At 60.2% G+C, this 25,199-nt stretch carries 24 protein-coding genes, 2 tRNA genes and 1 pseudogene; 11 read left to right on the forward strand and 16 right to left on the reverse strand.

Going from position 1 to position 25,199, the window contains the following annotated elements; genetic code table 11:
• Nucleotides 1–2: 2 nt before the first annotated feature.
• Nucleotides 3–272 (reverse strand): 50S ribosomal protein L27, encoded by a 270-nt coding sequence (gene rpmA / locus KUW67_RS02950; RefSeq protein ID WP_224823770.1) that lies wholly within the window; start codon nucleotides 270–272, stop codon nucleotides 3–5.
• A 12-nt stretch (nucleotides 273–284) separates the two neighbouring features.
• Nucleotides 285–953 (reverse strand): 50S ribosomal protein L21, encoded by a 669-nt coding sequence (locus tag KUW67_RS02955; protein WP_224823771.1) that lies wholly within the window; start codon nucleotides 951–953, stop codon nucleotides 285–287.
• Between the two features lie 190 nt (nucleotides 954–1,143).
• On the opposite strand from KUW67_RS02955, the gene KUW67_RS02960 reads away from it, so the two are divergent.
• On the forward strand, nucleotides 1,144–1,500 hold the full coding sequence (locus KUW67_RS02960) for a hypothetical protein (RefSeq protein WP_224823772.1): 357 nt from the start codon (nucleotides 1,144–1,146) through the stop codon (nucleotides 1,498–1,500).
• Here the strand turns inward: KUW67_RS02960 and KUW67_RS02965 are convergent.
• Nucleotides 1,497–2,312: a hypothetical protein gene (locus tag KUW67_RS02965; protein WP_224823773.1), complete on the reverse strand. Its 816-nt coding sequence runs from the start codon at nucleotides 2,310–2,312 to the stop codon at nucleotides 1,497–1,499. The genes KUW67_RS02960 and KUW67_RS02965 overlap by 4 nt on opposite strands.
• A gap of 163 nt (nucleotides 2,313–2,475) precedes the next feature.
• On the opposite strand from KUW67_RS02965, the gene KUW67_RS02970 reads away from it, so the two are divergent.
• Nucleotides 2,476–2,565 (forward strand) — tRNA-Ser (locus tag KUW67_RS02970).
• Nucleotides 2,566–2,965: 400 nt separating this feature from the next.
• Complete coding sequence (locus KUW67_RS02975; RefSeq protein WP_224823774.1) at nucleotides 2,966–3,547, forward strand: transglutaminase-like cysteine peptidase; 582 nt, start codon at nucleotides 2,966–2,968, stop codon at nucleotides 3,545–3,547.
• A gap of 61 nt (nucleotides 3,548–3,608) precedes the next feature.
• On the opposite strand, the gene KUW67_RS02980 is transcribed toward KUW67_RS02975, so the two are convergent.
• The 4 genes from KUW67_RS02980 to KUW67_RS02995 form a co-directional block, all read right to left on the reverse strand.
• Nucleotides 3,609–4,352 carry a hypothetical protein gene (locus KUW67_RS02980; protein WP_224823775.1) on the reverse strand — a complete coding sequence of 248 codons (744 nt, stop codon included), beginning with the start codon at nucleotides 4,350–4,352 and terminating at the stop codon, nucleotides 3,609–3,611.
• Between the two features lie 125 nt (nucleotides 4,353–4,477).
• Nucleotides 4,478–5,530, reverse strand: coding sequence for a hypothetical protein (locus KUW67_RS02985; protein ID WP_224823776.1), 1,053 nt, complete (start codon nucleotides 5,528–5,530; stop codon nucleotides 4,478–4,480).
• Nucleotides 5,527–6,228, reverse strand: coding sequence for an RlmE family RNA methyltransferase (locus KUW67_RS02990; RefSeq protein ID WP_224823777.1), 702 nt, complete (start codon nucleotides 6,226–6,228; stop codon nucleotides 5,527–5,529). The genes KUW67_RS02985 and KUW67_RS02990 overlap by 4 nt, the downstream gene beginning before the upstream one ends.
• Nucleotides 6,228–7,340, reverse strand: a complete 1,113-nt coding sequence (locus KUW67_RS02995; RefSeq protein WP_224823815.1) for a Ppx/GppA phosphatase family protein — start codon at nucleotides 7,338–7,340, stop codon at nucleotides 6,228–6,230. Before KUW67_RS02995 ends, KUW67_RS02990 begins: the two co-directional genes overlap by 1 nt.
• 220 nt (nucleotides 7,341–7,560) lie before the next feature.
• Here KUW67_RS02995 and KUW67_RS03000 point away from each other — a divergent pair, with 220 nt between their 5' ends.
• The 5 genes and pseudogenes from KUW67_RS03000 (at nucleotide 7,561) to KUW67_RS03020 (ending at nucleotide 12,174) form a co-directional block, all read left to right on the forward strand.
• Nucleotides 7,561–7,857, forward strand: a complete 297-nt coding sequence (locus KUW67_RS03000) for a virulence factor (RefSeq protein WP_224823778.1) — start codon at nucleotides 7,561–7,563, stop codon at nucleotides 7,855–7,857.
• 25 nt (nucleotides 7,858–7,882) lie between these two features.
• Nucleotides 7,883–8,806 (forward strand): methylenetetrahydrofolate reductase, encoded by a 924-nt coding sequence (locus KUW67_RS03005; protein WP_224823779.1) that lies wholly within the window; start codon nucleotides 7,883–7,885, stop codon nucleotides 8,804–8,806.
• A gap of 9 nt (nucleotides 8,807–8,815) precedes the next feature.
• Nucleotides 8,816–9,859, forward strand: a pseudogene (locus KUW67_RS03010) (dihydropteroate synthase); the annotation flags it as partial.
• A 162-nt stretch (nucleotides 9,860–10,021) separates the two neighbouring features.
• Complete coding sequence (locus KUW67_RS03015) at nucleotides 10,022–12,064, forward strand: ASKHA domain-containing protein (RefSeq protein WP_224823781.1); 2,043 nt, start codon at nucleotides 10,022–10,024, stop codon at nucleotides 12,062–12,064.
• A gap of 36 nt (nucleotides 12,065–12,100) precedes the next feature.
• Nucleotides 12,101–12,174, forward strand: a tRNA-Gly gene (locus KUW67_RS03020).
• Between the two features lie 125 nt (nucleotides 12,175–12,299).
• Here KUW67_RS03020 and KUW67_RS03025 read toward each other — a convergent pair.
• The 5 genes from KUW67_RS03025 to KUW67_RS03045 form a co-directional block, all read right to left on the reverse strand.
• Complete coding sequence (locus tag KUW67_RS03025) at nucleotides 12,300–13,274, reverse strand: 2-dehydropantoate 2-reductase (RefSeq protein ID WP_224823782.1); 975 nt, start codon at nucleotides 13,272–13,274, stop codon at nucleotides 12,300–12,302.
• 10 nt (nucleotides 13,275–13,284) lie between these two features.
• Nucleotides 13,285–14,817 carry an acyl--CoA ligase gene (locus KUW67_RS03030; RefSeq protein WP_224823783.1) on the reverse strand — a complete coding sequence of 511 codons (1,533 nt, stop codon included), beginning with the start codon at nucleotides 14,815–14,817 and terminating at the stop codon, nucleotides 13,285–13,287.
• Between the two features lie 24 nt (nucleotides 14,818–14,841).
• Entirely contained in the window at nucleotides 14,842–16,359 is a 1,518-nt protein-coding gene (locus tag KUW67_RS03035; protein ID WP_224823784.1) for a tripartite tricarboxylate transporter permease, read from the reverse strand.
• Nucleotides 16,360–16,371: 12 nt separating this feature from the next.
• Nucleotides 16,372–16,860, reverse strand: coding sequence for a tripartite tricarboxylate transporter TctB family protein (locus KUW67_RS03040; RefSeq protein ID WP_224823785.1), 489 nt, complete (start codon nucleotides 16,858–16,860; stop codon nucleotides 16,372–16,374).
• Nucleotides 16,861–16,945: 85 nt separating this feature from the next.
• Nucleotides 16,946–17,929 carry a tripartite tricarboxylate transporter substrate binding protein gene (locus KUW67_RS03045; RefSeq protein ID WP_224823786.1) on the reverse strand — a complete coding sequence of 328 codons (984 nt, stop codon included), beginning with the start codon at nucleotides 17,927–17,929 and terminating at the stop codon, nucleotides 16,946–16,948.
• Between the two features lie 167 nt (nucleotides 17,930–18,096).
• On the opposite strand from KUW67_RS03045, the gene KUW67_RS03050 reads away from it, so the two are divergent.
• Nucleotides 18,097–19,503 carry a short-chain fatty acyl-CoA regulator family protein gene (locus tag KUW67_RS03050; RefSeq protein ID WP_224823787.1) on the forward strand — a complete coding sequence of 469 codons (1,407 nt, stop codon included), beginning with the start codon at nucleotides 18,097–18,099 and terminating at the stop codon, nucleotides 19,501–19,503.
• Between the two features lie 3 nt (nucleotides 19,504–19,506).
• Nucleotides 19,507–19,977, forward strand: coding sequence for a thioesterase family protein (locus KUW67_RS03055; protein WP_224823788.1), 471 nt, complete (start codon nucleotides 19,507–19,509; stop codon nucleotides 19,975–19,977).
• Nucleotides 19,978–19,998: 21 nt separating this feature from the next.
• On the opposite strand, the gene pgi is transcribed toward KUW67_RS03055, so the two are convergent.
• From pgi to zwf, 3 genes are read right to left on the reverse strand one after another with little or no spacing between them, the layout of a single operon-like run.
• Nucleotides 19,999–21,570 (reverse strand): glucose-6-phosphate isomerase, encoded by a 1,572-nt coding sequence (gene pgi / locus KUW67_RS03060; RefSeq protein ID WP_224823789.1) that lies wholly within the window; start codon nucleotides 21,568–21,570, stop codon nucleotides 19,999–20,001.
• A gap of 2 nt (nucleotides 21,571–21,572) precedes the next feature.
• Nucleotides 21,573–22,247: a 6-phosphogluconolactonase gene (gene pgl / locus KUW67_RS03065; protein ID WP_224823790.1), complete on the reverse strand. Its 675-nt coding sequence runs from the start codon at nucleotides 22,245–22,247 to the stop codon at nucleotides 21,573–21,575.
• A gap of 10 nt (nucleotides 22,248–22,257) precedes the next feature.
• Complete coding sequence (zwf, locus tag KUW67_RS03070; protein ID WP_224823791.1) at nucleotides 22,258–23,706, reverse strand: glucose-6-phosphate dehydrogenase; 1,449 nt, start codon at nucleotides 23,704–23,706, stop codon at nucleotides 22,258–22,260.
• 174 nt (nucleotides 23,707–23,880) lie between these two features.
• Here zwf and KUW67_RS03075 point away from each other — a divergent pair, with 174 nt between their 5' ends.
• Nucleotides 23,881–24,828: a radical SAM protein gene (locus KUW67_RS03075; RefSeq protein ID WP_224823792.1), complete on the forward strand. Its 948-nt coding sequence runs from the start codon at nucleotides 23,881–23,883 to the stop codon at nucleotides 24,826–24,828.
• 151 nt (nucleotides 24,829–24,979) lie between these two features.
• Here the strand turns inward: KUW67_RS03075 and KUW67_RS03080 are convergent.
• Nucleotides 24,980–25,199: hypothetical protein (locus tag KUW67_RS03080; protein ID WP_224823793.1), on the reverse strand; the 220-nt coding region annotated here is incomplete at its 5' end.

A 25,199-nucleotide genomic window follows, 5' to 3' on the forward strand; every position in this document is an offset into this window, starting at 1 on the left:
GCTTATTCAGCGGCCTCCGCCACTGGGAGAACCGAAATAAAGGTGCGGCCCTTGAGGCCTTTGTGGAACTTCACAGCGCCATCGACAGTCGCGAAGATCGTGTGATCCTTGCCCATGCCAACGCCTTCGCCCGGCCACATTTTCGTGCCACGCTGACGCATGATGATGTTGCCGGGAACGACAGATTCGCCACCGAATTTCTTCACACCAAGGCGACGACCGGCAGAGTCGCGGCCGTTGCGGGATGAACCACCTGCTTTTTTATGTGCCATTCGTCTCTCTCCTTAGCCTTTTGCCAGCTCTTTGGCCTGTTCGATCCAGCCTTCACGCTCGATCCGGCCCTTGAACGACAGTTTCTCGTCCATGGCTGCGACGTCTTCGTCATTCCACGCAGCGATCTGCGCAAATGTCGTCACACCCGCTGCGTGCAGCTTCTTCTCAAGCGCGGGCCCGACACCGGACAATTGCTTGAGATCGTCGCCACCTTCAGCCTTTGCAGCCGCTTTCTTGGGCGCGGCCTTCTTGGCTTCAGCCTTCGGCGCGGCCTCTTTCTTCGGAGCCGCCTTCTTGGCAGGCTTTTCCGCAACCGCAGCGGCGGCCACAAAACCAGCCCCACCCACAGCCGCTTTCACGCCCGACTTGCCCGCACCCTTTTCAAGGATGTCCGTCACGCGGATCAGCGTCAGCTTCTGACGGTGACCTTTGGTGCGCTTGGAGCTGTGCTTCCGGCGGCGTTTGACGAAGTTGATGACCTTGTCGCCTTTGATCTGGTCGATCACTTCGGCCTGCACGCCTGCATCGTCGACCATCGGCGTGCCGATCGTGCCACCAACCATCAGAATTTCGTTGAACTGGACTTTTTCACCAGCATCGGCTGCAAGTTTCTCAACACGCAGAACGTCACCCGCCTGCACCTTGTATTGCTTGCCACCGGTCTTGAGGACCGCAAACATCGCGTCTTTCCTTCGTCTCTCGCGTCCTGTGGCCCCTTGCGGCGTTCTCGGGGCTTAAGGCCCCACCTCGGACAGCGCGCCCGTGAGGGCGTCATTAAAATAGGTTCCGAACAGGCGGAGGCCTGCCGGAATGCGCGCTTATCGTCACGTCGCGGTTGTAAGTCAAGCCCAAAGAAGGCCTCTTTCGCCCATGAAATGGCCCCTTCTTTCTTTGATAGGCATCTGCGCGCTGACCGCCTGCTCTCTTGAGCCGCGCCACGTCCCAAATCCGCGGCTTTTGCCGGGGCAAGCGCTGCAAACCTCAGCGCAGAATGCCGTCTATAATCGGCGGCGCGGCGCGGTGGAGTTCTTTGTCAAAGACAACCATCCGCGCCTCATGGCCGAGATTGAGCGTGGCGGCGGTCCCTATCTGGACGAAGCGATGGCGATGGCGAAAGTGCCGCCCGCGTCTCGCGAAGCGCTGAAACTCGATCTCCGCGGGGATCGCAGGCTTTACGCCACCAGCCCGGATGCGCTTGTGGTCACGCTGATGGTCTACGGCTCTTAAAGCTCCTGCCCACCCATATAGATTGACGCCGCCAAACCCAGCGCGCGGCTGATTTCGGTGAACATTTCGTTGAACCCCTCGAACAAGGCGCGGTTCAACGCGCTGCCCTCGTCGGTTTCCGACAAGGCGATGTAGGCTTCGATCTGGTCATCGCTCAGCGGCTGATAGGCCATCAGCAGATAGGATTGGATCCATTCCTCCGTCTCGTCGCGAATCTCGGGCTCTTGGTTCCAGACATCCCGGATGATCTGGTCTTGCGTCATCTCGAAGGGAAACGCGCCGCCATCAGCCAACCCGGTATAGAACGCATAGTTCGAGTTGAGCGCGCCCACGACATTTGATTCCACAAGATCATTCGTGTCGATATAGCTGCGGATCAGATCAAGCCGTGGATCACCGGCCTCTTGGGCGGCCTCAAGCTGGGTGATGCTGGCCTCCTCGACGCTCTCATCCAAAAGCGCTTCCCGCGCGCTGATTTCCAGCGCGATGATTTCGGCCCCGGTCTCGGATTCAAAGAACGCGATCAGGGGGGCCGTATCCGTGCCCTCCATCGCCGCATTGAAACCGCGTTTGAGCGTTTCGCTCATCTTGTCGGTGTCATAAATGTCGTTGATGGTCCGTTCCCAATCCGGCCCCCCGGCCCCGTTCAGGAAATCAGTCGACATCTCGGCCCCATAGGACAGCCCCTCTTCGCGCATGATCTCGATGATGCGCTCCATACCCATCGCGTCATAAAGCGCCTCCATATCGGCGCGTGCCGCTCCGGGCAGCAACAGCACCATGGCAAGGCATATCTGGATCAGGCGGGTCATCGGGCTCTCCTTCGTGTCTTTGCAAAGCTAGCGCCGATTGCGCGCCGGGCCAATGCGCAAACAGCGCGGTCGCCAATCTGTGACAGCGTCGCGAGGACGGCGCGCAAAAACCAGTTGCGCCGCGCGGCCATGGGCAGTAAACGGCGCGCCACAGACCCTTCGCGGAGAGGTGCCGGAGTGGTCGAACGGGGCGGTCTCGAAAACCGTTGTGGGTGCAAGCCCACCCAGGGTTCGAATCCCTGTCTCTCCGCCACGGGCCTTTGTGGGCGTCCGGCCCGGCAAAGCGCAGTCATTTCTACATCTTATCATACGCATAACCGCAAGACAGCGCGGGCTCTAAGCCGTTGATACATCAACGCTTTTGACGTGATCTTTTCGGGATCAGCATTTTCTTGCCGCATATAGCGGCACCCTATCGCGCCACCAGCAGTTGTGGTAACGGTTGGCCACGTGGCTTAACCTCGCTTTAAGACAGGTAAGCCAAACTGAACGCATCTAGCAGAGAGGCATGGCGCGCAATCGCCCTGACAGGCGTCCCGGATATCCTCGGCTCTTTAGAGCGCACCCTGGCATGTAAAAGCCATGGGTTCGCCTTCATGATGCCACAGACCTTCAGGACGCTCTCTGCACGACATTGGCTATCGGGAGCTGTCATGCCCACGTTCTTTCGCGCGTTTTGTGTCGCCCTTGTTGCGATGATCTGGAGCGTTCCGCAGATCGCCTCTGCGGAGACATTCCTGACCCCGCGTATGATGACAGCATCCCCGGAAGGATCGGCGGGGCTTTGCACCCGCTATGGCTGGGCCTGCGCAATCGGACAGGTGCAAGGTCAGATCGGCGCGGACGGGCTGCGCATCGCGACGCAAATCAACGCTCAGGTCAATGCAGAGGTGCGCGAAATCTCTGATCAATCGCAATACCGGCAGGCGGAGGTCTGGACGCTGCCCACCGCACGCGGCGGCGATTGCGAAGACTTCGCCCTTCTGAAGAAAAAGCGCCTGATCGAGCGCGGCTTTCCCGCCAATCAGCTTCTGATCGCCACGGTGCTGGATCGCACGCATGCGCCTCACGCGGTGCTTGTGGTGCGCACAACCGGGGGCGACTATGTGCTTGATAACCTGACAGACCGCGTCAAACCGTGGCGCGAGACGGGATATACGTTTTTGAAAATGCAAAGCCCCGATGCCCCCCATCTGTGGCAAGCTGTTCTGGCCGGCGGCATCGCGCAAAGCTAACGCCGCCTGCTCTGTCAGACTTGGTTACCCACTCTTGTCTTGGGTCTGCCTTTTAAGGCGCTTAGTCTTCTGCCTCCTCATTTGACCCGTCATTGCCATCGCCGGAACCTTCGCCGTCAGAGCCGCGGCCTTCGCCACCGGAGCCGCCATCGCCTTCACCGCCGTCTCCATCAGAGCCACGGTCCCCGCCGTCGCCTTCGCTGCCAGAGTCGCCTCCGTCGCCGCCCTCACCCTCAGAACCACCTTCTCCGTCGGAACCGCCGTCACCGTCACCACCGGACTCGCCTTCGCCGCCGCCATCTCCGTCGGAACCGCCGTCACCTTCGCCGCCCTCACCGCCGCCGGTGTCTTCGCCCTCATCATCAGGGCTGTCCTCACCATCAGGTTCGTCATCTTCGCCACCTGAACCACCGGTCCCACCTGGCTCACTTGAGCCGCCGCCTGGAGAACCATCGGTTCCGCCCGATCCCCCTTCGGGACCTGCCGCGGTTTGCACACCACCGGAAGAGAGATTGTCATCGGGTTCTCGAAAGCCGTTCCCGTCATCCGCGGACCCGGTCTGCCCGATTGAGGCAGTCGGTGCGTCGGTCAGGATCAATGCCTGTTGCGGGCAGACCTCCAATACCTTCGCCAGCAAGTCGGGAAAGTCGTCCCGCGCGCGCAGCCGGTTTATGACCGGCCCTGGAATATCCGCTGCAAGGCAGAGGTTATAACTTGCCGCCGCCGCAGAATTTGTTTGAATAAAGCCAGCAGCCACAAATCCGCTGGAGAGTAAAAGTAATTTTCTTGAAAATTTGAGTTTCATATTCGACCCCGTTTTTGGGCGGGGCACTGTCAGGTCGAGACCCGACAAGGCCCACCAGATAAAAACCTGATCTTAGTCTGAAAAGCGCAATATCTCTGCTCAGATGATTGACTAGTTTTTAGGCACTAAACTTTTCGCATCCATTTTGTCGCAGTGCCCAAAGGGACTTCAGAGCCGCTTTTTAGCAAGGCAACAAGATGGGTGTTGCGCACAAAAACGCGCTCAACCCGAGCCTCTGTTTCGGTAAGGGACACCGCATAAATGGCGTGGCGTGTTTCGTGAACGCGGCCTGCCGCAAGCGACAGCGCAGTTGGCACTCCATGGGCCGAAATCGCGTTGTCAGTCGATGCTGCGCGATGGCCCGCAGCACCCGCAGTGCAGCCATCTTCAACCCCAAGAACGCCCCGATGCCGTCCATTCCAAGGGGCATAGTCACGGCCGCCATTGGAGTACCATAGCATCGTGACGGGCAGACAGCGCGGGTCTTTGACGATGACGATGAGGTCACGTTCGGCCCGTCGCGCAATCGCTGTCCAACCGAACGCCGCGCCTGGAGCCTCGATCAGCGTGATGAAGTCTTCGTTAGCCGCCTGTGTCGGATAGCGTGTCAAATCAACCGGTCCTGTGGCGCCGGGAAAATGATGCAAATCCTTGCCCTGCGCAGGATAATTTAGCCAGTTCCGACCCGCCTCCAACGGGGCGTCCGGCGTCATCGCCGCTGCCTTGGGTGAAAAGCTGAGCCGACCACCATCGTCCATGTGGATCATGGGATGATGCGCGACAGGCAGCGCCCCGTTCCCGCCTACGATGCGATGTGTTTGCACCAGCGCGCCGCCGTTGAGCGCCACGCGTTTGTCCACCTGCGCGCCCATAACAGTCTTGCTCAGACGCATCACAACCTCTGTTGCGGAGTGGCGCACCACCTCCCACGCGCTGTTTGCCGTCAGCCCGTGGATCGGTGCCTCTATCAGGTCGCTCTTGCCAAACGGCGCGCAAAAGAAATCGCCTTGCAAACGCCGCTCGACCAAGGGGATCGTTTCATCTGATTGGACGGCTGGTTCATCAAGCCACGGCGCGCGGTGAAGGGGCGCAAGGCCATTCAAGCGCAGATCGCAGATATGGCCAGTGTCCAAAGCGACACCGACACTATCGCTTTGCCCCGCAAGCCTGAGTGTCACCCTCGAAAACCCTGCGCGACTACGAACTTTTCGGAACTGTTGGACCGCGAAGCTGGTGGTTTCACATTAGCTACTTTGGTGAATTTCTGTTTCAGGAGCTTCTGTAAATCGCCCTCTGCCCCACCGGCCAGCACCTTGGCCACAAAGGTTCCGCCTGGATCCAGAACGTCGAAGGCAAAGTAAGCCGCCGCCTCACATAAGGCCATGATCCGCAGGTGATCGGTCTGTTTATGTCCGGAACTGGCCGCCGCCATGTCCGACATCACAACATCCGCCTGCCCGCCCAGCCAGGTTTTTACCTTGTCGTCGGCCTCGTCTTCCAGAAAGTCCAGCACATGCAGTTCGGCGCCAGCGATGGCTTCGACCTCTTGCAGGTCGATGCCCAGCACGGTGCCAACGGCCTTGCCTGACTTCTCGCCCAACGCGTTCACGCGTTTGACGGCCACCTGACACCAGCCCCCCGGTGCGCAGCCCAGATCGACGACCCGCGCCCCCGGCACCAGAAAGCGGAATTTATCGTCCAGTTCCAATATCTTGAACGCCGCCCGCCCGCGATAGCCTTCGGCCTGCGCGCGCTTGACATAGGGGTCGTTCAACTGCCGTTCCAACCACAGGGTCGAGCTTAGCTTGCGCCCCCGCGCTGATTTCACCTTCACGCGCAAATCGCGCTGCCCGCGCCCGCTTGTCTTTTTTGCCATCAGCCCGGCCTTTCTTCCAAAACGCCGTCCGCGCTCATTTGTGCATATAGTAGCCCTTCGCGCAGACCGCGATCCGCGACCGACAGCCGGTCTGTCGGCCAGGATCGCAACAGCGCTTGCAGGATTGCCGCCCCCGACATGATCAGCGCCTGCCGGTCGCGCCCGATGCGCGGGTCATTGCGGCGCCCAACGGGCCCCAGTGCCAGATAGTCGTGAATGACTCGGTGAATTTGATCCGAATCCATCCGCAACCCATCCACCTTGGACCGGTCATAGCGCTTGAGCCCCAGATGTGATGCCGCCACGGTCGTGACCGTCCCGCTGGTGCCGATAATCTGAAACCCCTCGCGCGCCTGCTCTTCCGCGTAAGGCGCGAAATCGGCTAGGTTTTCTTCGAAAAAACAACTCATCAGCGCAAAGCGGCCCGCGTCATCTTCCACATCATGGAACTGATCGCGCAAGGTGGCGACGCCCAAGGGCACAGAAATCCAGTCCACGACTGATGCGTTGCCATCACCCGCATCACCGCGCCGCAACCCTTCGGTGACTTGCATGATTGCCTGCGCCCGGTGCTTCTTCTTGACCCGGCGCAGATCAATCCAGACCAGTTCCGTCGAACCCCCGCCGATGTCCACAACCAGCAATTGTTCGGTCTTTTTCGACACAAGTGGCGCGCAGGAAATCACGGCCAACCGCGCCTCTTCCTCGGGCGCGATTATCTCAAGCTCCAGCCCGGTTTCGCGCCGCACCTGCGCGATGAACTCGCGCGCATTGATCGCCCGGCGACAGGCCTCCGTCGCCACCAGTCGCATCTTCCTGACGCGGTGTTGCTTGAGCTTGTGCTTACAGATCCGCAGCGCCTGAACCGTGCGCTGCATGGACGCCCGCGACAACCGCCCGGACGCCTCAAGCCCCGCCCCCAACTGGACGGTCTTTGAAAAACTATCGACCACTTTGATCTGCTCGCCATCGGGACGCGCGATCAACATGCGGCAACTATTTGTGCCCAGATCAAGCGCTGCATAAAGCGGCGGCCTGTCCGGCGTAGAAGATGCGGTGCCTTCAACCGGTTTCGGGAGAGCGCCCGCACCTAAGGGACGCTTGGGCGCCATCATCACGCCCTCCATTTCGAGTTGCCCTTAACCTATGACGTCCCCGTGATGCGCGCAAGGATGCTCATAAAGACCATGAATCGATTTCCGATGCGGGCCGGTGGCGTGATGTCGCGCAGTGGCTTACATCAAATGCGTCGCTGACAAGACGCGCTTTGTCGAAATTGAGCCGCGCCCATCGTCCGCGACCCCGTAGAAAGGCTCCAACAGGGAGAGTGCAATGCCAGACGTCACCGTTGTCTATTGGCGCGATATTCCGGCGCAGGTTATCGTCGGGAAAGGACGCCGTGGGGCGAAAAAGCCGCTTGAAGAGCGGTTTGAGCAAGCCATTGACCGCGCCGCCATGAAGACCGGCGCGGCTGGCACGGACGACTATCTGGCCGAATGGCGTAAGGCGACCCCCTATTCCGTCGACGGCGACCCCGAGGCGGTTCTGGACGCAGAGGTCGCTCGCCTGCAGACCGAGTATGACCAAGAGCGGATCAAGGCTTTGATCGCAAATAATGGCTGGGCATAAGCTGACAAATCTATGGGAGGCCGCGATGGGTCTGTTGAATTTCAAGCGCAAGGATGACGTCAAAACCGTGAACCCACAGGTCGAGGCGTTCCTGAAAGATTACTCGATCGAGGTGATGCCGCGCACCGCCGAGAAGGTCGAGAATTTCCGCGATCTGCTGCCCGAAGGCACCCGCGTTTACATCGCCCATATCGAAGGCACCCCGATTGACGACATGGTCGCGACCGCCGCGCGGCTGGCCAAAGACGGCTACAAGGTGATGCCCCACTTCCCGGCCCGCATCATCAAGGATCAGACGGTTCTGGCCGACTGGATCGCACGCTATCAAGGCGAGGCAAACGTCGATGAGGCGCTCCTGCTGGCCGGTGGCGTGGCAGAGCCCCACGGCGCTTTCGACAGCTCCATGCAGCTGCTTGAGACCGGCCTTTTCGACAAGGCAGGCTTCAAACGCCTCCATGTCGCCGGACATCCCGAGGGCAACAAGGACATCGACCCCGACGGCTCCATGAAGAACGTGGACGACGCCCTGCGTTGGAAGCAGAAATTTTCCGAGACAACGGATGCCGAAATGGCGCTCGCCACCCAGTTCTGCTTTGAAGCCAAGCCCGTGATTGCCTGGGCCGACGCCCTGCGCGACGCAGGCATCGACCTGCCGATTCATATCGGCGTTGCTGGCCCCGCCAAGCTACAAACGCTCATCAAGTTCTCCATCGCCTGCGGTGTCGGTGCCTCCCTTCGCGTCCTGCAGAAGCGCGCCAAGGATGTGACCAAGCTGGTGCTGCCATTCGAGCCGACCGAGTTCATCGCTGATCTGGCCGCCCACAAGGCCGCCAACCCCGATTTCAACATCACCTATGTGCATTTCTTCCCGCTGGGCGGGATCAAGACGAATGCCAATTGGGCGATTGAACATGGCGGCGCCTCCGCCGTCCCCGCCTCTCAGGTCTAAGGATTAAGAATGACCCGCACCGTACTGGAATCTAAATCGAAAACCGTTGTCATCGGCTTTGATGAGCCGTTCTGCGTGATCGGTGAACGGATCAATCCGACAGGCCGCAAATTGCTGGCCGCTCAGCTTGAGGCTGGCGATTTCTCGACCGTCGAGAAAGACGCGCTGGAACAGGTCGTCTGCGGTGCGCAGGTCCTCGATATCAACGCGGGCGTTGTCTATAACTCGAACCCCAACCCCAACGAGACCGAGCCGCCTTTGATGGGCAAGATCGTCGATCTCGTTCAGGGCCTCGTCGATATCCCGCTTTGCATAGATAGCTCCGTTCCCGGCGCTTTGGAGAAGGGTCTGGAACTGGCCAATGGCCGCCCCCTGCTGAACTCGGTCACGGGCGAGGAAGAGCGGCTGGAAGAAATCCTGCCCCTTGTAAAGAAGTACAACGTCCCCGTCGTCGCGATTTCCAACGATGACACGGGCATTTCCGAAGACCCCGACGTCCGCTTTGCCGTTGCCAAGAAGATCGTCGAACGTGCCGCCGATTTTGGCATCCCCGCCCATGATATCGTCGTCGATCCGCTTGTCATGCCAGTAGGTGCGATGGGCACGGCGGGTGTGCAAGTCTTTGAACTTGTGCGCAAACTCCGCGAAGAGCTGGGCGTAAACACGACCTGCGGCGCGTCCAATATCAGCTTTGGCCTGCCCAATCGACATGGCATCAACAACGCGTTCCTCGCCATGGCTTCCGCGGCCGGCATGACCTCTGCGATCATGAACCCCGTCGCGATGCCCAAGACCAAGAAGATGGTCAGCGACCGGCTGGACGAGCTTAAAGCGCTGGGGGCCACGGCCCCGGATGATATCGACATGACCGCCATCGCACCGCTCCTCGGCATGGCCCCCGCACAAGATATCGTGACAGAGCGCCTTGCCCGCCTCTCCGATCTGGGCATCATTGTCCCCGAGGGCGTCGAGCTGGGCAAGCTCGCCCCGCTCTTGGGTCTGTCACCCAAAGTTGGCGTCGCCTCCGAAGAGGTTATCTCGATCCGCGCCGCCGATTTCCTGCTGGATCACGACCCCTCGGGCGGCAACTGGATCAAACTGAACAAGACCAGCGCACCCGCCGGTGGACGGGGTGGTCGTGAAGGTGGGCGCAGAAGCCGCCGCGCGTAAGCTACAGTAAGAACGCTTTGGAAGGCCATGTAAAACGGTGATAAAATGAAAGCTGACCCTCTCGTTATCTTCACGCCTTCGGGCAAACGGGGTCACTTTCCTGTTGGCACACCGATCCTCACCGCTGCGCGCCAGTTGGGCGTCGATCTTGATAGCGTCTGCGGTGGTCGTGGCATCTGTTCCAAATGCCAGATCACACCCTCCTATGGCGAGTTTCCAAAGCACGGCGTCACTGTTGAAGAGGACGCGCTGTCCGACTGGAACGCGGTCGAGCAGCGCTATGACGACAAACGCGGCCTGAAAAAGGGCCGCCGCCTTGGCTGTCAGGCCACTGTCCAGAACGATATCGTCATCGACGTGCCACCCGAAAGCCAGGTGCACAAACAGGTCGTCCGCAAAGCCGCGACTGCCCGCGCCATCACGATGGAGCCCGCCACGCGCCTCTACTATGTCGAGGTGCCCGAACCCGACATGCATATCCCCACCGGAGATTTCGAGCGACTTCAAGATGCGCTTGCAACTCATTGGGATATAGACGGAATTACCGCTGATCTGACCCTGTTGCGCAAGCTGCAACCCGCCTTGCGCAAAGGCCAATGGGCTATCACTGTTGCGCTGCATAAAGGCCACCAAGACGACAAACATCGCGTCCTAGATGTCTGGCCCGGCTTCTTCGAAGGACCGCTCTACGGTCTCGCGATTGACCTCGGCTCCACCACCGTTGCCGCTCATCTGTGTGACCTAACCGACGGCACCGTGAAGGCGTCCAGCGGCATCATGAACCCGCAAATCCGCTTTGGCGAAGACCTCATGAGCCGCGTCAGCTACGCCATGATGAACCCCGGCGGCGATGTCGAAATGACCTCTGCCGTGCGCGACGCCATCAACGAGCTGACCATGGCCATCGCCGATGAAGCGCAGATCGACGCGGCCCACATCGTTGAAACGGTCTTCGTCTGCAACCCGGTCATGCACCACCTGCTGCTGGGTATCGACCCGGTCGAGCTGGGCCAGGCCCCCTTCGCGCTCGCCACGTCCTCCTCTGTCAGCCTGGACGCCAAGGAACTGGACCTCAGCGCCATGAACGACCGCGCCCGCGTCTTCATAATGCCGTGCATCGCAGGCCATGTAGGGGCTGATGCCGCAGCCGTCGCTCTCAGTGAAGAACCTCAGAATTCCAAAGACTTGGTGCTCATAGTTGATGTTGGTACCAATGCTGAAATCCTGCTCGGCAACACCGACAAGGTTCTCGCTTGCAGCTCGCCCACCGGCCCGGCGTTTGAGGGCGCGCAGATCTCCTCCGGCCAGCGCGCCGCCCCCGGCGCCATTGAAAAAATCGAGATTGACCCCGTCACCAAAGACCCCCGCTTCAGAGTCATTGGTTGCGATCTATGGTCCACCGAAGACGGCTTCACCGAGGCCACAGCGACCACCGGCATCACCGGCATTTGCGGCTCCGGCATCATCGACGCCGTGGCCGAGATGCGCATGGCGGGCCTGCTCGACCCGTCCGGCCTGATCGGTGGCCCCGATCAAACCGGCACTGCCCGTTCGATCCCCGAGGGCCGAACCCATGCCTATGTCGTCCATGACGGCACAACTGATGGCGGCCCTCTGATCACTGTCACCCAAGGCGATATTCGCGCAATTCAGCTCGCGAAATCAGCGCTTTACGCAGGCGCACGCCTGCTCATGGATGAGATGGAGGTCGACACAGTTGATCGTATCGTCCTTGCAGGTGCCTTCGGCGCACATATCTCCAGCAAGCACGCGATGGTCCTCGGCATGATCCCCGACGCGCCGCTGGACAAAGTTTCAAGTGCGGGCAACGCCGCTGGCACCGGGGCGCGCATCGCGCTTTGCAATACGTCCGCGCGCACGCATATCGAAACGCTGGTCAAGCAGATCGACAAGGTCGAAACCGCCATCGAGCCGAAATTCCAAGAGCATTTCGTCGCTGCCAACGCGATCCCTCATGCAACCGATCCATTCCCGGAACTGGCCAAGATCACGTCCCTGCCAGATGTCAGTTTCAACACCAATTCCGGCGATCAAGCTGGGGGTCGCCGCCGCCGCAGACGCGCTTGACGGCCCCGCGCGGGCGGTCTAGTCAAACATTCCGGCGCGGGTATGGTGAAAAGGTATCACGCGAGCTTCCCAAGCTTAAGTTACGGGTTCGATTCCCGTTACCCGCTCCAAAAGTTTCACCCTTGGATTTGGATATTTGAGAAAAGCGAAGCGTTAATGCCGCGCCCTGACTTCGCTTTTTGAAAATATCCCCGCGCGGAGCGCAAAATAATCAAAAAGAATGCGCCGCAGGCGCTCAATATAGTCCGGCTGAGCGGGCGCGAAGCTGGATCAACGCAAGCACCGTATCAATTGTCGGGGTCGGCGTATTTGTCAGATGGCCAAGTTCTTGCACGGATGCCACCAGCGCGTCGATTTCCATCGGGCGACCTTGGTCCAGATCCTGCCACATGGACGTGCGATGTGCGCCAACCGCGGCCCCCCCATCGATCCGGCGATCGACATCGATGGGAAACTTTACGCCCAGTGTCTCGGCAATTTCCTGAGCCTCAACCATCATGCCGCGGGCGACCGCACGTGTGCCTGGATCGGTGCAAAGCACATCAAGCGTTGCATGGGTCAGTGCCGAGATCGGATTGAACGACAGGTTCCCCCACAGCTTTACCCAGATCTCGTCACGGATACGGGGGCGGACCGGCGCTTTCAGTCCCGCCGCCGACAACGCTTTGGACAACGCCATCGCGCGCTCGGATTTCGAGCCGTCAGGCTCGCCCAATGAGAAGCGGTTGCCTTCGATATGTTTGATGACACCGGGTTCGATCACTTCGGCGGCCGGATAAACGACGCAGCCCAGCACATTATCAGGGCCAAAGCCGTTCCATTGTGCATCGCCCGGATCGACCGAGGCCAGACGTGTGGCCTCCAGATCCCCGCCAAGTTTGTGAAAATACCACCACGGCACGCCGTTCACACCGCTGACAATGGTCGTATTCGGCCCGATCAGCGGCTGCATCTTTTCGACGACAGGCGGCACCGAATGGGCCTTGAGCGTCACGATGATATAGTCCTGCGGTCCCAACTCGGACGGGTCATCCGAAGCCGTGACCTGAACCGTGGTCTCGCCGCTCTCTTCTATCAGCCGCAGCCCATTGGCTTGCATCGCTGCCAAATGCGGGCCGCGCGCGACCAGCGACACATCCGCCCCTGCATCCGCCAGTTTCACGCCCATATAACCGCCGATGGCCCCGGCGCCGAATACACAGATTTTCATCGCTCAGCCCTTATGCCGCCTGCACAAGGCCAAGTTTTTCAGCCATGCCAATCCGCTGCATCTTGCCAGTTGCGCCTTTCGGGATTTCATCCAAAATCAGCACCTTACGCGGCACTTTGAAGTCCGCGACACGTTCGGCAGCAAAAGCGCGAATGTCTTTCTCTGTCGCAGCCTGACCATCCCGCAGCACCACCGCTGCTGCGACCTCTTCGCCCAGTTTCGGATGCGGCAAGGCGAACGTCACGCATTGGGCAATTGCCGGGTGATCCATCAGAACCTCATCGACCTCAAGCGGGCTGATCTTTTCGCCACCACGGTTGATGATCTCTTTCAGGCGCCCCGTCAGACGCAGATACCCTTCCTCGTCAAAGGCGCCTTGGTCGCCGGTGCGGAACCAGCGATGGCCGTCAGCCTGAAAGAACGATTTCGCGTTGGCGTCCGGATTGTTCTCGTAACCGGGCGTGACGTTCGGGCCAGAGATCACGATTTCGCCCACGCCGTCGACCAGACGGTCATCGGTCTCATGGGCGGTGCGCACCATCGGCCCTGCCTCGACCCCAACCGATCCGGGCTTTTGCGCGCGCGGTGGCAGCGGGTTTGAGGCCATTTGATGGGCCGCTTCGGTCATCCCGTAGCCTTCGATGACCGGCGCGCCAAAGGTCTCTTGCAGGGCCGTCATCACTTGCGGTGGCAGCGAGGCCGAGGACGAGCGCAAGAAGCGCAGATTCGTCGCCTCAATCACATCCGCGTTGCGACTTGCGCGGCTGAGGATCGCTTGATGCATCGTCGGCACGGCGGTGTACCATGTCGGCTCTGCATCCTTCATCCAGCCGAAAAAGCGCAATGCGTCAAATCCCGGGGCGCACCAGATGGACGCACCTGCCGCGAGCGACGCAGATACCGCCGCCAGCAGCCCGTGGATGTGAAAGAGCGGCATCACATTCAGGCAGCGATCATCCGCGTTCAGCGCCAGCGAGTCGCAGATATGCCCGGCGGAGGCTGCAATGTTGGATTGCAAAAGCGGCACGATCTTGGGGCGCGATGTCGTCCCCGATGTGTGCAGGATCAATGCGACGTCTTCCTCGGTCGGCGCGTCTGTCGCAGCCCTTGCTCCCCCCGGCACATCTGCGGTCAACGTGAACTGCCCCGCAGCCGCGTTTGCCCCCGATTGCGCGCGCAGCACGGCCAGACCTTTGGCATTGGCCGCCGCCAAGGCGGGGCCGTCATAGCCTTCTGCCAGAACAATCGCTTTCGCGCCAAGATCTTCTAGGTAAAATTCATACTCGTCCTGACGGTAAGCCGGGTTCAACGGAGCCGTTGTCGCTGCTTGGGCAATCGTGACAAAGGCAGTCGCCATTTCGGGACCATTGGGAAGCACAATCGCCACCCGGTCCCCGCGCCCGATCCCAAAGCCGTGCAACTGCGCGGCCACATCCTCGGCCAAGATACGTAACGCACCATAAGTCAACCAATCCCGGTTCGGCGCCCCGATGGCGGGGGCCTCTTTCGGATGATCTGCAAGCAAGGTTTTGAGTGTCGTCATGTCGTCTGTTCCTTCCTGCGCACCCTACTGGGCGGGCGCGACCCCGTCTTTAGGTGATTTCCTCAGATACTTAGCCAGCGGCAGCAAGAAGAAAAGCACGGCCAGCGCGATGAATGTCCCCGACAGCGGGCGCTCGACAAAGGCCAGCACGTTACCTTGCTCGGCAATCAGCGTCTGGCGAAAGCTCTTTTCCATCAGCGGTCCCAGCACCAGCGCCAGCACAAGCGGGGCCAGTGGATAATCCGCCTTGCGCAGCAGATAGCCTGCGATGCCGAAGCCAGCGATCAGCCACACGTCATGCATCTTCTGGCTGGGGGCGAACCCGCCGACGATGCACAACACCAGCACGATGGCGCACAAAACCGTAAACGGCATCCGCAGCGCCCAGACGAAAAGCGGGATCAGCGCGAGGTTAATGAGGACCGCCGCGAAGTTCGCCGTGTAAAGCGATGAAATCAGCCCCCACACGAAATCCGGCTGCTCGATGAACAGCATCGGTCCGGGCACCAGTCCCCACATCACCATGCCCCCCAACAGCAGTGCCGTGGTGGGCGATCCGGGGATACCAAGCGTCAGCATGGGCAAGAGAGATCCGGTCGAGGCGGCGTTATTCGCTGTCTCTGGGGCCGCGACCCCTTCGATGTTGCCCTTACCGAAGCTATCGGGCTTTTTCGAGGTCGAGCGCGCGATGCCATAGGCCATCAGCGACGCAGGCGTGGCCCCAGCCGCCGGCAACATTCCCACGAAGAAGCCCAGAAACGAGCCGACGCTCATCGTCCGCCACAGCCGGTTCATCGCCCGAAAGCCTGCCCCCAGCTCTTTGAACGTGATCCTTGCGGGCGTGACTTGCGGCGCGGTCTTCGATGTCTCAATCGTGTGCAGCACCTCACCAATGCCGTAGACGCCAATCGCCAGCACCAGAAAGCTGATGCCCGAATAGAACCCCGGCAGGTCGCCAAAGATCAGCCGCGGTTGACCCGAGATCAGATCGAGCCCCACGGTCGACAGGACCAAACCCAGACAGATCATCACGATGGTCTTTAACACGTCGTCACCGCCAAGCCCCACGAAGGTGGTAAACGCCAGTAGGACCAATGCGAACTCCTCCGCCGGGCCGAATTTTAACGCAAGATCAGCCAGGGGCGCTGCGAAAACCGTGAACAAAACGACCGAAATGGTGCCGCCGATAAACGATGCCACCGCCGCCGCGATCAGCGCCAACCCGGCCTTGCCCTGCTGCGCCATGGGCCGTCCATCAAACGTGGTGGCCACCGCCGTTGACGCCCCCGGAATGCCCAACAGGATCGAGCTGACAGCCCCCCCATACATCGCGCCATAGTAAATCGCGCAAAGCAGGATGATGGCCGAGCTGGGCGGCACGATGAAGGTCAGCGGCAGCACAATCGCCACCCCGTTGACCGATCCCAAGCCCGGCATCGCGCCAATGAAAAGCCCCGCGGTCACGCCCAGCAAAACGATCATCAGGTTCAGCGGCGACAGCGACGTCGCAAAGCCGTCCATCAAAAGAGAGAAGACATCCATCAGACCACTCCCTCAGAAGAAGATCGCGTAAAGCGGCAGGAAAAACGGCTCTGTCACGCCTTTCGGCAACAGAATTTTCAGCGTCACTTCGAAGAAAAAGAACAAAAAGACCGGCGTGATCAGCGTGATGGAGGCAGTCAACGTCCAGCTGTGACCGCCAAAAATCCGCAGATACCACAGCAGAAAGCCCATCAGCGCCACATAGGTGCCAAGATATTGCATCGCACCGATCGTCACCAACAGGGCCACGCAAACCAGCACCACCGATCGGATCATCTCCGGGTCAAAGAACGGTTTGTCGTCTTTCGGGGGGCTGACAAAACTGCGAAGGAAAATGCCGGCTGAGGCCAGCAGCATCACCAAGGATAGCCAGAATGGAAATGCGCCGCCGCCGGGGCCAGAGCTGCCCTCCCACCCGATGGGCAAAACAGTCGCGTGCCACATCAGATAGGCGGAAAATACCATCAAAGAGGCCGCAATCACGCGGTCGGCTGTCACCATGAGGAACGCTCCCGACATCGGTATTGAAGTTCGGCACGGCGGGGCAAGCCGCCGTGCCTTCGTGCAAGCAGTCAGAGGTCAGCGGTCAGGAGCCTGCGATCTCGCCCATGGACGTCAGAATATCATTGTGACGCTGACGCTCTTCCAGGAAATAGGCCTGCAGCGCATCGCCCGTCAGCAGATCGGTTTGCAGGGCTTTTTCAGAAGCATAGGTCTGCCACTCTTCCGACTCGGCCAGTTTCTCGAACATCGCGGTGTAATAAGCGACAGCCTCGGGCGGTGTGCCCGGAGGGGCCACAAAGCTCCGCTGCATCGTATAGACCATCTCGTGGCCCAGCTCGGTCATGGTCGGCACGTCAGGGAAAACAGCAATCCGGTCGGCTGTGAAGGCCGCGATAGGGCGCGATTTGCCTGCCTGCCAGAAGCCCATCTGCTCTGACGGGTTGTTCACGGTGCTGTCGATGTGGCCGCCCACAAGGTTCTTGGCGACCGTGCCGCCGCCTTTGAAGGGCACGTAAGTGTGCTTGATGCCGAACTCTTTCTCCAGCATCGCGGTCACAAGACTGTCTTCCTGACCGGTGCCCGTGCCACCCATCTTCCACTCGCCACCTGCGGCTTTCACAGCGGCCACGTAATCATCCAGCGTCTGGATATCGCTGTCGGCATTGACCCACAGAACAAACGTGTCCAAAGCCATCCGCGCAATCGGCGTGTAGTCTTCGATATCCACGCCAATATCCGTGCGCAGCGGCGTCGTGTAATAGCTGTTCAGCGTCGCCATAATCGTGTGGGCATCGCCTTCCTTGTCCTTGAGATAGCGCAGCGCCTCTGCGCCCGATCCGCCACCTTTGTTCACAGGCAGGATCGGCATCGACGACAGGTTCTCTTTCTGAATGATCGACTGGAAGAGACGCGCCAGACGGTCGGCACCGCCACCCTGCCCGGCCATGATGACCATCTCAACAGGCTTTTGCGGCTTCCAGTCGCTTGCCACTGCGGGCATTGCCAACGCCATTGCTGCAGCGCTTGCCAGACCCAAAGCGGCGCGGCGTGTGAATGAAACTGTCATGATGTATCCTCCCTAGCATGACCGAAGTTGCAGCGGCTTTCCCACCCTTCTGCGCAACTTGTGTGCAGTAAGATGACGCGACGGAGGGATTTTTCACTAGAAATGGGGTTTGTGTGTAATAAGTAAGCCTTACACAGATGTAATCTGTAATGTTGTAAGGATACGCGATGCGAAAGACCCTAGTCGGCCCCCGCTTGCGCCAACTGCGCCGCGAGCATGGCCAGACCCAGTCCGAGATGGCCAGCCAGCTGAATATCTCGCCGGCTTACGTTAACCTTCTGGAGAACAATCAGCGCAGCTTGTCGGTGCAGGTTCTTATGGCGCTGACCGAAGGCTACGGGGTCGATTGGCGGGATCTGATCAACGACAACGACGTCACCCGCCTTGCCGATCTGCGCGCCGCCGTGCGCGACCCGATGTTTCCCGAGGATCGCCCGGACCTGCAGGAGTTGCGCGCGGCCATCGACCACGCCCCCAAGCTGGTGGACCGGTTTCTGAGGCTCTATCAAAGCCACCGCGCCGCGGTGGATCGCTTCATGTCGCTGACCGCCCAGGATGGCGAGGCCAGCCTCATCACCGTCTCGCCCGAAACGGCGATCCACGATTTCTTCCGCTCCAACGGCAATTACTTCGACGTGCTGGAGCAAGCCGCCTATCAAATCCGCCGCGAGATGACGCGCCCCGCCGATGATATCTATGCCGACCTCAAGACCCGCCTGCTGGAGAAACACGGCGTCTCCACCTCCATCGCGCGCATCACGGACATGCCCGACACGTTGCGCGATTACGATGCCGACAAGACCCATCTGACGCTGTCCGAAGCGCTCGATCATCCCAATCGCATCTTCCAGATCAGCCACGTTCTGGGCCTGCTGGAATGCAGCGTTGCGCTGGATGACTTGCTGAGCCAAAGCGCGCTGCAAGACCCTGCCGCCCTCGCCCGGTGCCGGGTGGAGCTGGCCAATTACTTCGCCGCCGCATTGCTGATGCCCTATGACGACATCCTGCATCTGGCCCAGCTGACCCAGTATGATCTGGACCGCATTGCCGCGGCCTTCGGCGTCAGCGTCGAACAAGTCTGTCATCGCCTGACCACCTTGCAACGTGACGGCGCGCGCGGCGTTCCGATGTTTTTCCTGCGGATCGACAAGGCAGGCAACGTCACAAAACGCTTCAACGCGACCGAATTCCAACTGGCCGAAAAGGGCGGTGCTTGCCCGGTCTGGAACATCCACCGCGCCTTCCGCGACCCCGGCATCATCGTGCCGCAATTCGTCGAAATGCCTGATGGTGGTCAGTTCTTCACCTTCTCACGCACCACGGACCGCCCCGTCTTCTCGCGCCAAACCCAAGACCGTCGGCTTGTCATCACGCTGGGCTGCGAGCGCTCTCACGCCAGCAAGATCGGCTATGCCAACGCGTTTCGGATGGATCAGCCGAACCTCTTTGCGCCCATCGGGATCAACTGCCATCTCTGCCCGCGCCAGGCCTGTTCCCAGCGCGCCCATCAGCCCTTGCATATGTCGCTGCCGATGGACACAAATCGCCGTGGCAGCACCCGCTATGAGAGTTGAGACATGACCCCCTACTTGACCCCGCTCGACGTCGAGACCTTGCGCGCCGAAGGCATCCCCGAGCCATGGAGCTACGGCATGAAAGACCGCGTCCGCTTCGGCGAAATCGACGCGCTGAACCACGTCAACAACACCGCCTATCTGCGCTGGTTCGAGCAGTTTCGCACCCGCTATCTGCGCGACTATGGCATCTCGGATTACGGCCCCGAAGCACCTGTTCTCGTGCTCCGTCAAGTGCAGGTGGATTATCTGGCCGAGCTGAAATTCAACGAAGATTACATCGTCGTCGGCCGCTCCTCCCAGATGCGGCGCAGCTCGTGGGTGATGGAGTATGCGGTATATGCGGGCGGCACCTTGCGGACCACATCCTCTGCCGTGATCGTGTTGCTGAACCCCGATGGCAGCGGCAAAATGGCGATCCCCGAGGATGTCAGATCGACATTAAGAGCGCGTGATAACGCATTGGATATTTAGGTATTTATAGACAAAAGAAGATCAGGGCGTGAGGAACCGGATCAATTGTGCGGTCGAGGGGTCCTTAGTCTCTGCCGGGATCTTGCCTTCAATCACCGGAGCCAGGGATGTGGCCAGTTCCTTACCCAACTCAACGCCCCATTGATCGAAGGAATTGATCCCCAGGATTACGCCTTCGACGAACACGCGGTGCTCGTAAAGCGCCACAATCTGGCCCAGCACGTAAGGCGTCAGCTTGGCATAAGCGAGCGTGCTCGAGGGGCGATTTCCGGGAAAGACCCGGTGGCGCACTTGACGTTCGAGCTCCGCCCCGCTCAGGCCTTTGGCTTCCATCAAAGCGCGCGCCTCATCCAGTGACCGACCGCACATCAGCGCTTCTGATTGTGCAAGGCAATTGGCCATCAGAAGGCGGTGGTGATGCGCCAGGTCAGGCTCATGCCCTTCAGCTGCGATCATAAACTCACACGGGATGACCCGCGTGCCCTGGTGGATCAACTGATAGAACGCATGCTGCCCGTTCGTGCCGGGTTCGCCCCAAACAACAGGGCCGGAATGCATTGTCAAATCGCTGCCATCCATCGACACGCGCTTGCCGTTGCTTTCCATTTCCAGCTGCTGCAGGTAGGCGGGCAACCGGCTAAGCCGTTGATCATAGGGCAAAACGGCGCGGGTCGCGTGGTCGCAAACCTGATTGTGCCACAGGCCCACCAGCGCCAGCATCACCGGCATGTTCTCCACCAGATCAGCCGTGCAGAAATGCCGATCCATCGCTTCGGCGCCGCGCAGGAAATCGCGGAAATTCTCTGGGCCGATGGCGATCATAAGGCTCAGCCCGATCGGCCCCCACATCGAATAGCGCCCGCCAACCCAATCCTCGAAGCCAAAGACCCGCTCGGGCGGAATGCCGAAAGCCGCCGTCTTGTCTTCGGCGGTCGAGACGGCGGCGAACTGCGCCTCCGGATCGCCGCCACCGGCCAGCATCCAATCGCGCGCGGTCTGCGCGTTTGTCATCGTTTCAATCGTGGTAAACGTCTTGGAGGCGACGATGACCAATGTCGTCTTCGCATCCAGCCCGTGCAAGATGTCCGCCACATGCGCGCCATCCACGTTTGAGACGAAATGACAGCGCGGCCCGTCGTGATAAGGGCTCAGCGCGAGCGTCGCCATGGCGGGCCCAAGATCAGAGCCACCGATACCGATATTCACAACATCCGTGACCGCGCTGACGCGCACCTCGTCGGCAAAACGCGCCATCCGGTCCAGCATCGCGCGCACCTGCGGCACCACATCGACACCGTCCACCAGAACCGGGCCCCCAGTAAGGTTGCGCAACGCTGTGTGAAGCACCGCCCGCCCTTCGGTGTCATTGATCTTTTCGCCGGAAAACATTGCCTTACGGCGTGAAGTTAAATCAGCGCCACGCGCAAGATCCAAAAGTAAATCCCGTGCAACGTCGTCAATTTGCGTCTTGGAATAGTCAAAGAGCAGCCCGTCATGGCGTAGCGAGAACCCCTCTGCCCGTCCCTCGTCAAACAGACCAAGGATCGACAGATCTCCTTGCGTGGCACGATGCTTTTTGAGGGCCTCAAACATGGTTAACTCTCCGCCCAATGCACGGTGGTGCCGGGCAGGATCGCCGCGACAGGCGCCTCCAACGGCGACAGGCCTTTCGCGCGTTCCAACGCTTCGCGCTTATCCGCGCCGGTGATCACCAGATGGCGCGACATCGCGCCTTTCAGGACCGGCATGGTTAACGTGATGCGCGGCTCAGGCGCGCCGTCAGCCCGCATGGGCAGCAAGATCGGCGCGTCTTCTGCAAGCCCATCCGCCAAGCGATCCGCGCCCGGAAAGAGCGACGCGGTATGCATGTCCGCCCCCATCCCCAGCAACATGACCGAGATCGGCAACTCCGGCGCAATTGCCTTGGTCAGCCCTTCCAGCTTGTCTTCAGGCTGCGGGGCGTCTGCGTAAAGCGGCACATATTGCGCCTTCGCCGCGCGCTCCACCAGCAGCCTTTCGCGCAGCAACCGCGTGTTCGAGCGCGCATCGTCTTCCGGCACCCAGCGCTCGTCCGTCAGCATGACATGCACCCGCTCCCAATCCAGATCAGCCGCGCACATCACGTCAAAGATCGGCCCCGGCGTTGTTCCGCCCGGCACCGCGAAAGAGGCCCAGTCATGCTTCATCAGACAGGTGTTCAACTCGCCCACCAAAGTCTGGGCGAGATCAATCATCATCATCTCGGCGTCGGGATATTCGATCAGGTTCATCGCACCCTCCTCATTCGCGAATGTCGCGCCAACGCCGTCCATCGCGGTGCATCAGCATCAGCGCATCCTCCGGCCCGGAGCTGCCCGTATCATACGGATCCGGCACGTCATTGCGAGCCTGCCAACCGGCGATCAGCGGATCGGTCCAGGCCCAGGCCGCTTCGACCTCGTCACCGCGCATAAAGAGCGTCTGATTGCCCCGGATCACATCCATGATCAGCCGCTCATAGGCGTCCGGCACCTCTTCGGCCTCTGGCCCCAAGGCTTCGGCAAAGGTCATGTCCAAAGGCACGTCCAGAAGGCGCATCCCCCCCGGCCCCGGCTCCTTGATCGTGACATCCAAGGTCATGCCTTCATTGGGCTGCAACTGGATTGTCAGCACATTGCGATGGGTGCCTTGATCGGCGCCAAAGATCGAATGGGGCGCATCCTTGAAGACCACCACGATCTCAGAGGAGCGCGCGCGAAGCCGTTTGCCTGTGCGCAGATAAAACGGCGTTCCCGCCCATCGCCAGTTCGAGATATGCAGCTTCATCGCGATAAAACTTTCGGTGAAACTGCGCGGGTTTTCCGCATCTTCGCGGTAGCTGGCGGTGTCTTTCGTCGCCGCGTACTGACCCCGCACGATGTGATGATGCGCCACCGAATCCAGCGCGCGGATCACTTTCAGTTTTTCGTCGCGCACCGCATCGGGGTCGAATTTCGAGGGCGGTTCCATCGCGATCAGACACAGCAATTGCATCAGGTGGTTCTGCACCATATCGCGCATCGCGCCCGATTTGTCGTAATAGCCGCCACGCCCACCTACGCCGACGGTCTCGGCCACGGTGATCTGGATGTGATCGACATATTGGCTGTTCCAAAGCGGCTCAAAAAGAACATTGCCAAAGCGAACGGCCATCAGGTTTTGCACCGTCTCCTTGCCCAGATAATGGTCGATCCGGTAGATCTGGCTTTCGTCAAATGCGCCGACCAGAACTTCGTTCAGGGCTTTTGCGCTTTCCAGATCACGTCCGAACGGCTTTTCCACCACGATCCGGCTGTCCTCATCGGCCATGCCGTATTGATGCAGACGCTCTGCCAGATCGCCGAAAAGCCCCGGCCCCACCGACAGATAAAACGCGCGGATCACGCCTGTGCGCATGCGCTTTGCCAGATCCTCCCATCCATTGGTTCCGCGGGCATCAACCGGCACATAGCCCAGACGGCTCACGAAGGCATCGACCTGCGCCGGCTCGGCGCGCGGTACGAACTCTGCCAGCGCCTCGCGCACGAACTCCTGATAGCCTGCATCGTCCAGATCCGACCGCGCGGCTCCGATGATTCTTGCTTCTTCCTGCATCTGCCCCGCGACAAAGCGGCGGAACAAAGCGGGTAAAATCTTGCGCCGGGCCAGATCGCCCGTACCTCCGAAAATGACCAGATCAAAGCTGTCGACTGGAATGACGCGCGAAACCATGGGATGTCCTGCTGTTCAAATTCTGTTAGCGCTAACTTGCGCGTAGGGTTTAGCGTGGGCTCACACGAAAGTCTAGCAGGCTGACACGGCTTCACAATGGTGTCAGGCGCGCTGGACAGGCTTTTCATACTGCGCCGCAGCAGATACACCGCGAAGGTGTAAAAAGAGGTTCCGATGAAAGACTTAAACGCCGCGCCCACGGGCAAGTTTCAAGACCCGTTCACCACCGCAAAGGGTGAAGAGCGCGCCTCGGTCGCCCTGACACACCCCGAAACGCTGTGGTTCAACACCGGAACGCTCTGCAATATCGAATGTGTGAATTGCTATATCGAAAGCTCGCCCAGCAACGATCGGCTCGTCTATATCACCACCGCCGAGGTCGAGGAATATCTCGACCAGCTTGAGACCCGCAACTGGAACGTCCGCGAGATTGCCTTCACGGGGGGCGAGCCCTTCATGAACCCCGACATGATCGACATCACCCGCGCCTCGCTGGCGCGCGGCTATGAGGTGCTGATCCTGACCAACGCCATGCGCCCGATGATGCGCAAATCGGTGAAAGCCGGTCTGCTTGATCTGCACGCCGCCTACCCCGGCAAACTCACCCTGCGCATTTCCGTCGATCACTGGTCGGCCAAGCTGCATGACGAGGAACGCGGCAAAGACGCCTTCGCCCGCACAATCGAAGGCATGACCTGGCTCCGCGACAACGGCTTCACCATGGCTGTCGCCGGGCGCACCGTCTGGGGCGAAACCGATGCAGAAAGCCGTGCGGGGTATGCCGCACTTTATGCCGAACATAATTTCGATATCGACGCCCATAATCCCGGCGTCACCGTCCTCTTTCCCGAGATGGACGAGACCGTCGAAGTCCCCGAGATCACGACTGCCTGCTGGGGCATTCTGAACAAATCCCCTGATGCGGTGATGTGCTCCTCCTCCCGCATGGTCGTCAAACGCAAAGGCGCCGATAAACCCGCCGTGCTGGCCTGCACCCTGCTGCCCTACGCGCCCGAGTTCGAGCTTGGCACGACCTTGGAAGAGGCCGAAGGCGCCGTGCAACTCAACCACCCCCACTGCGCTAAGTTCTGCGTGCTGGGCGGGGCCAGCTGTTCGGCCTAACCTCGTACCGGGCGTGACCCGGGACGTCGCGACCCAAAAGTACACCCCAAGCCGGGCAGCGCCAGACCGAGGGATGGCGATCCAAACGCCCTTCTGCAGCGCTTTATGGCAGCCAAATATATCTTCCAGACGAGCGATGCACCCAGCCTCATCAAATCGCCAGCCCGTGGGGCGGTCTGGCGATGCCCGGCGCCTTCGGCGCGCATCGGGCTAGGAAATCAATAGCGAACCACCGGTTCGAGCCGATTGTGTTGAAAAACTCTTGCTTGATCGAAGTGGTAATCGCTGATTCAATTCCTTTATTGATTGGGGGATTTGGCGATGATGGGACCAAAGCAGGAGGCACAAGCGGCGCTGTTTTACGAATTCTC

Origin of the sequence: Cognatishimia sp. MH4019 (assembly GCF_020177595.1) — a bacterium.
In the GTDB taxonomy this organism is placed as follows: Bacteria; Pseudomonadota; Alphaproteobacteria; order Rhodobacterales; family Rhodobacteraceae; genus JAHTBL01.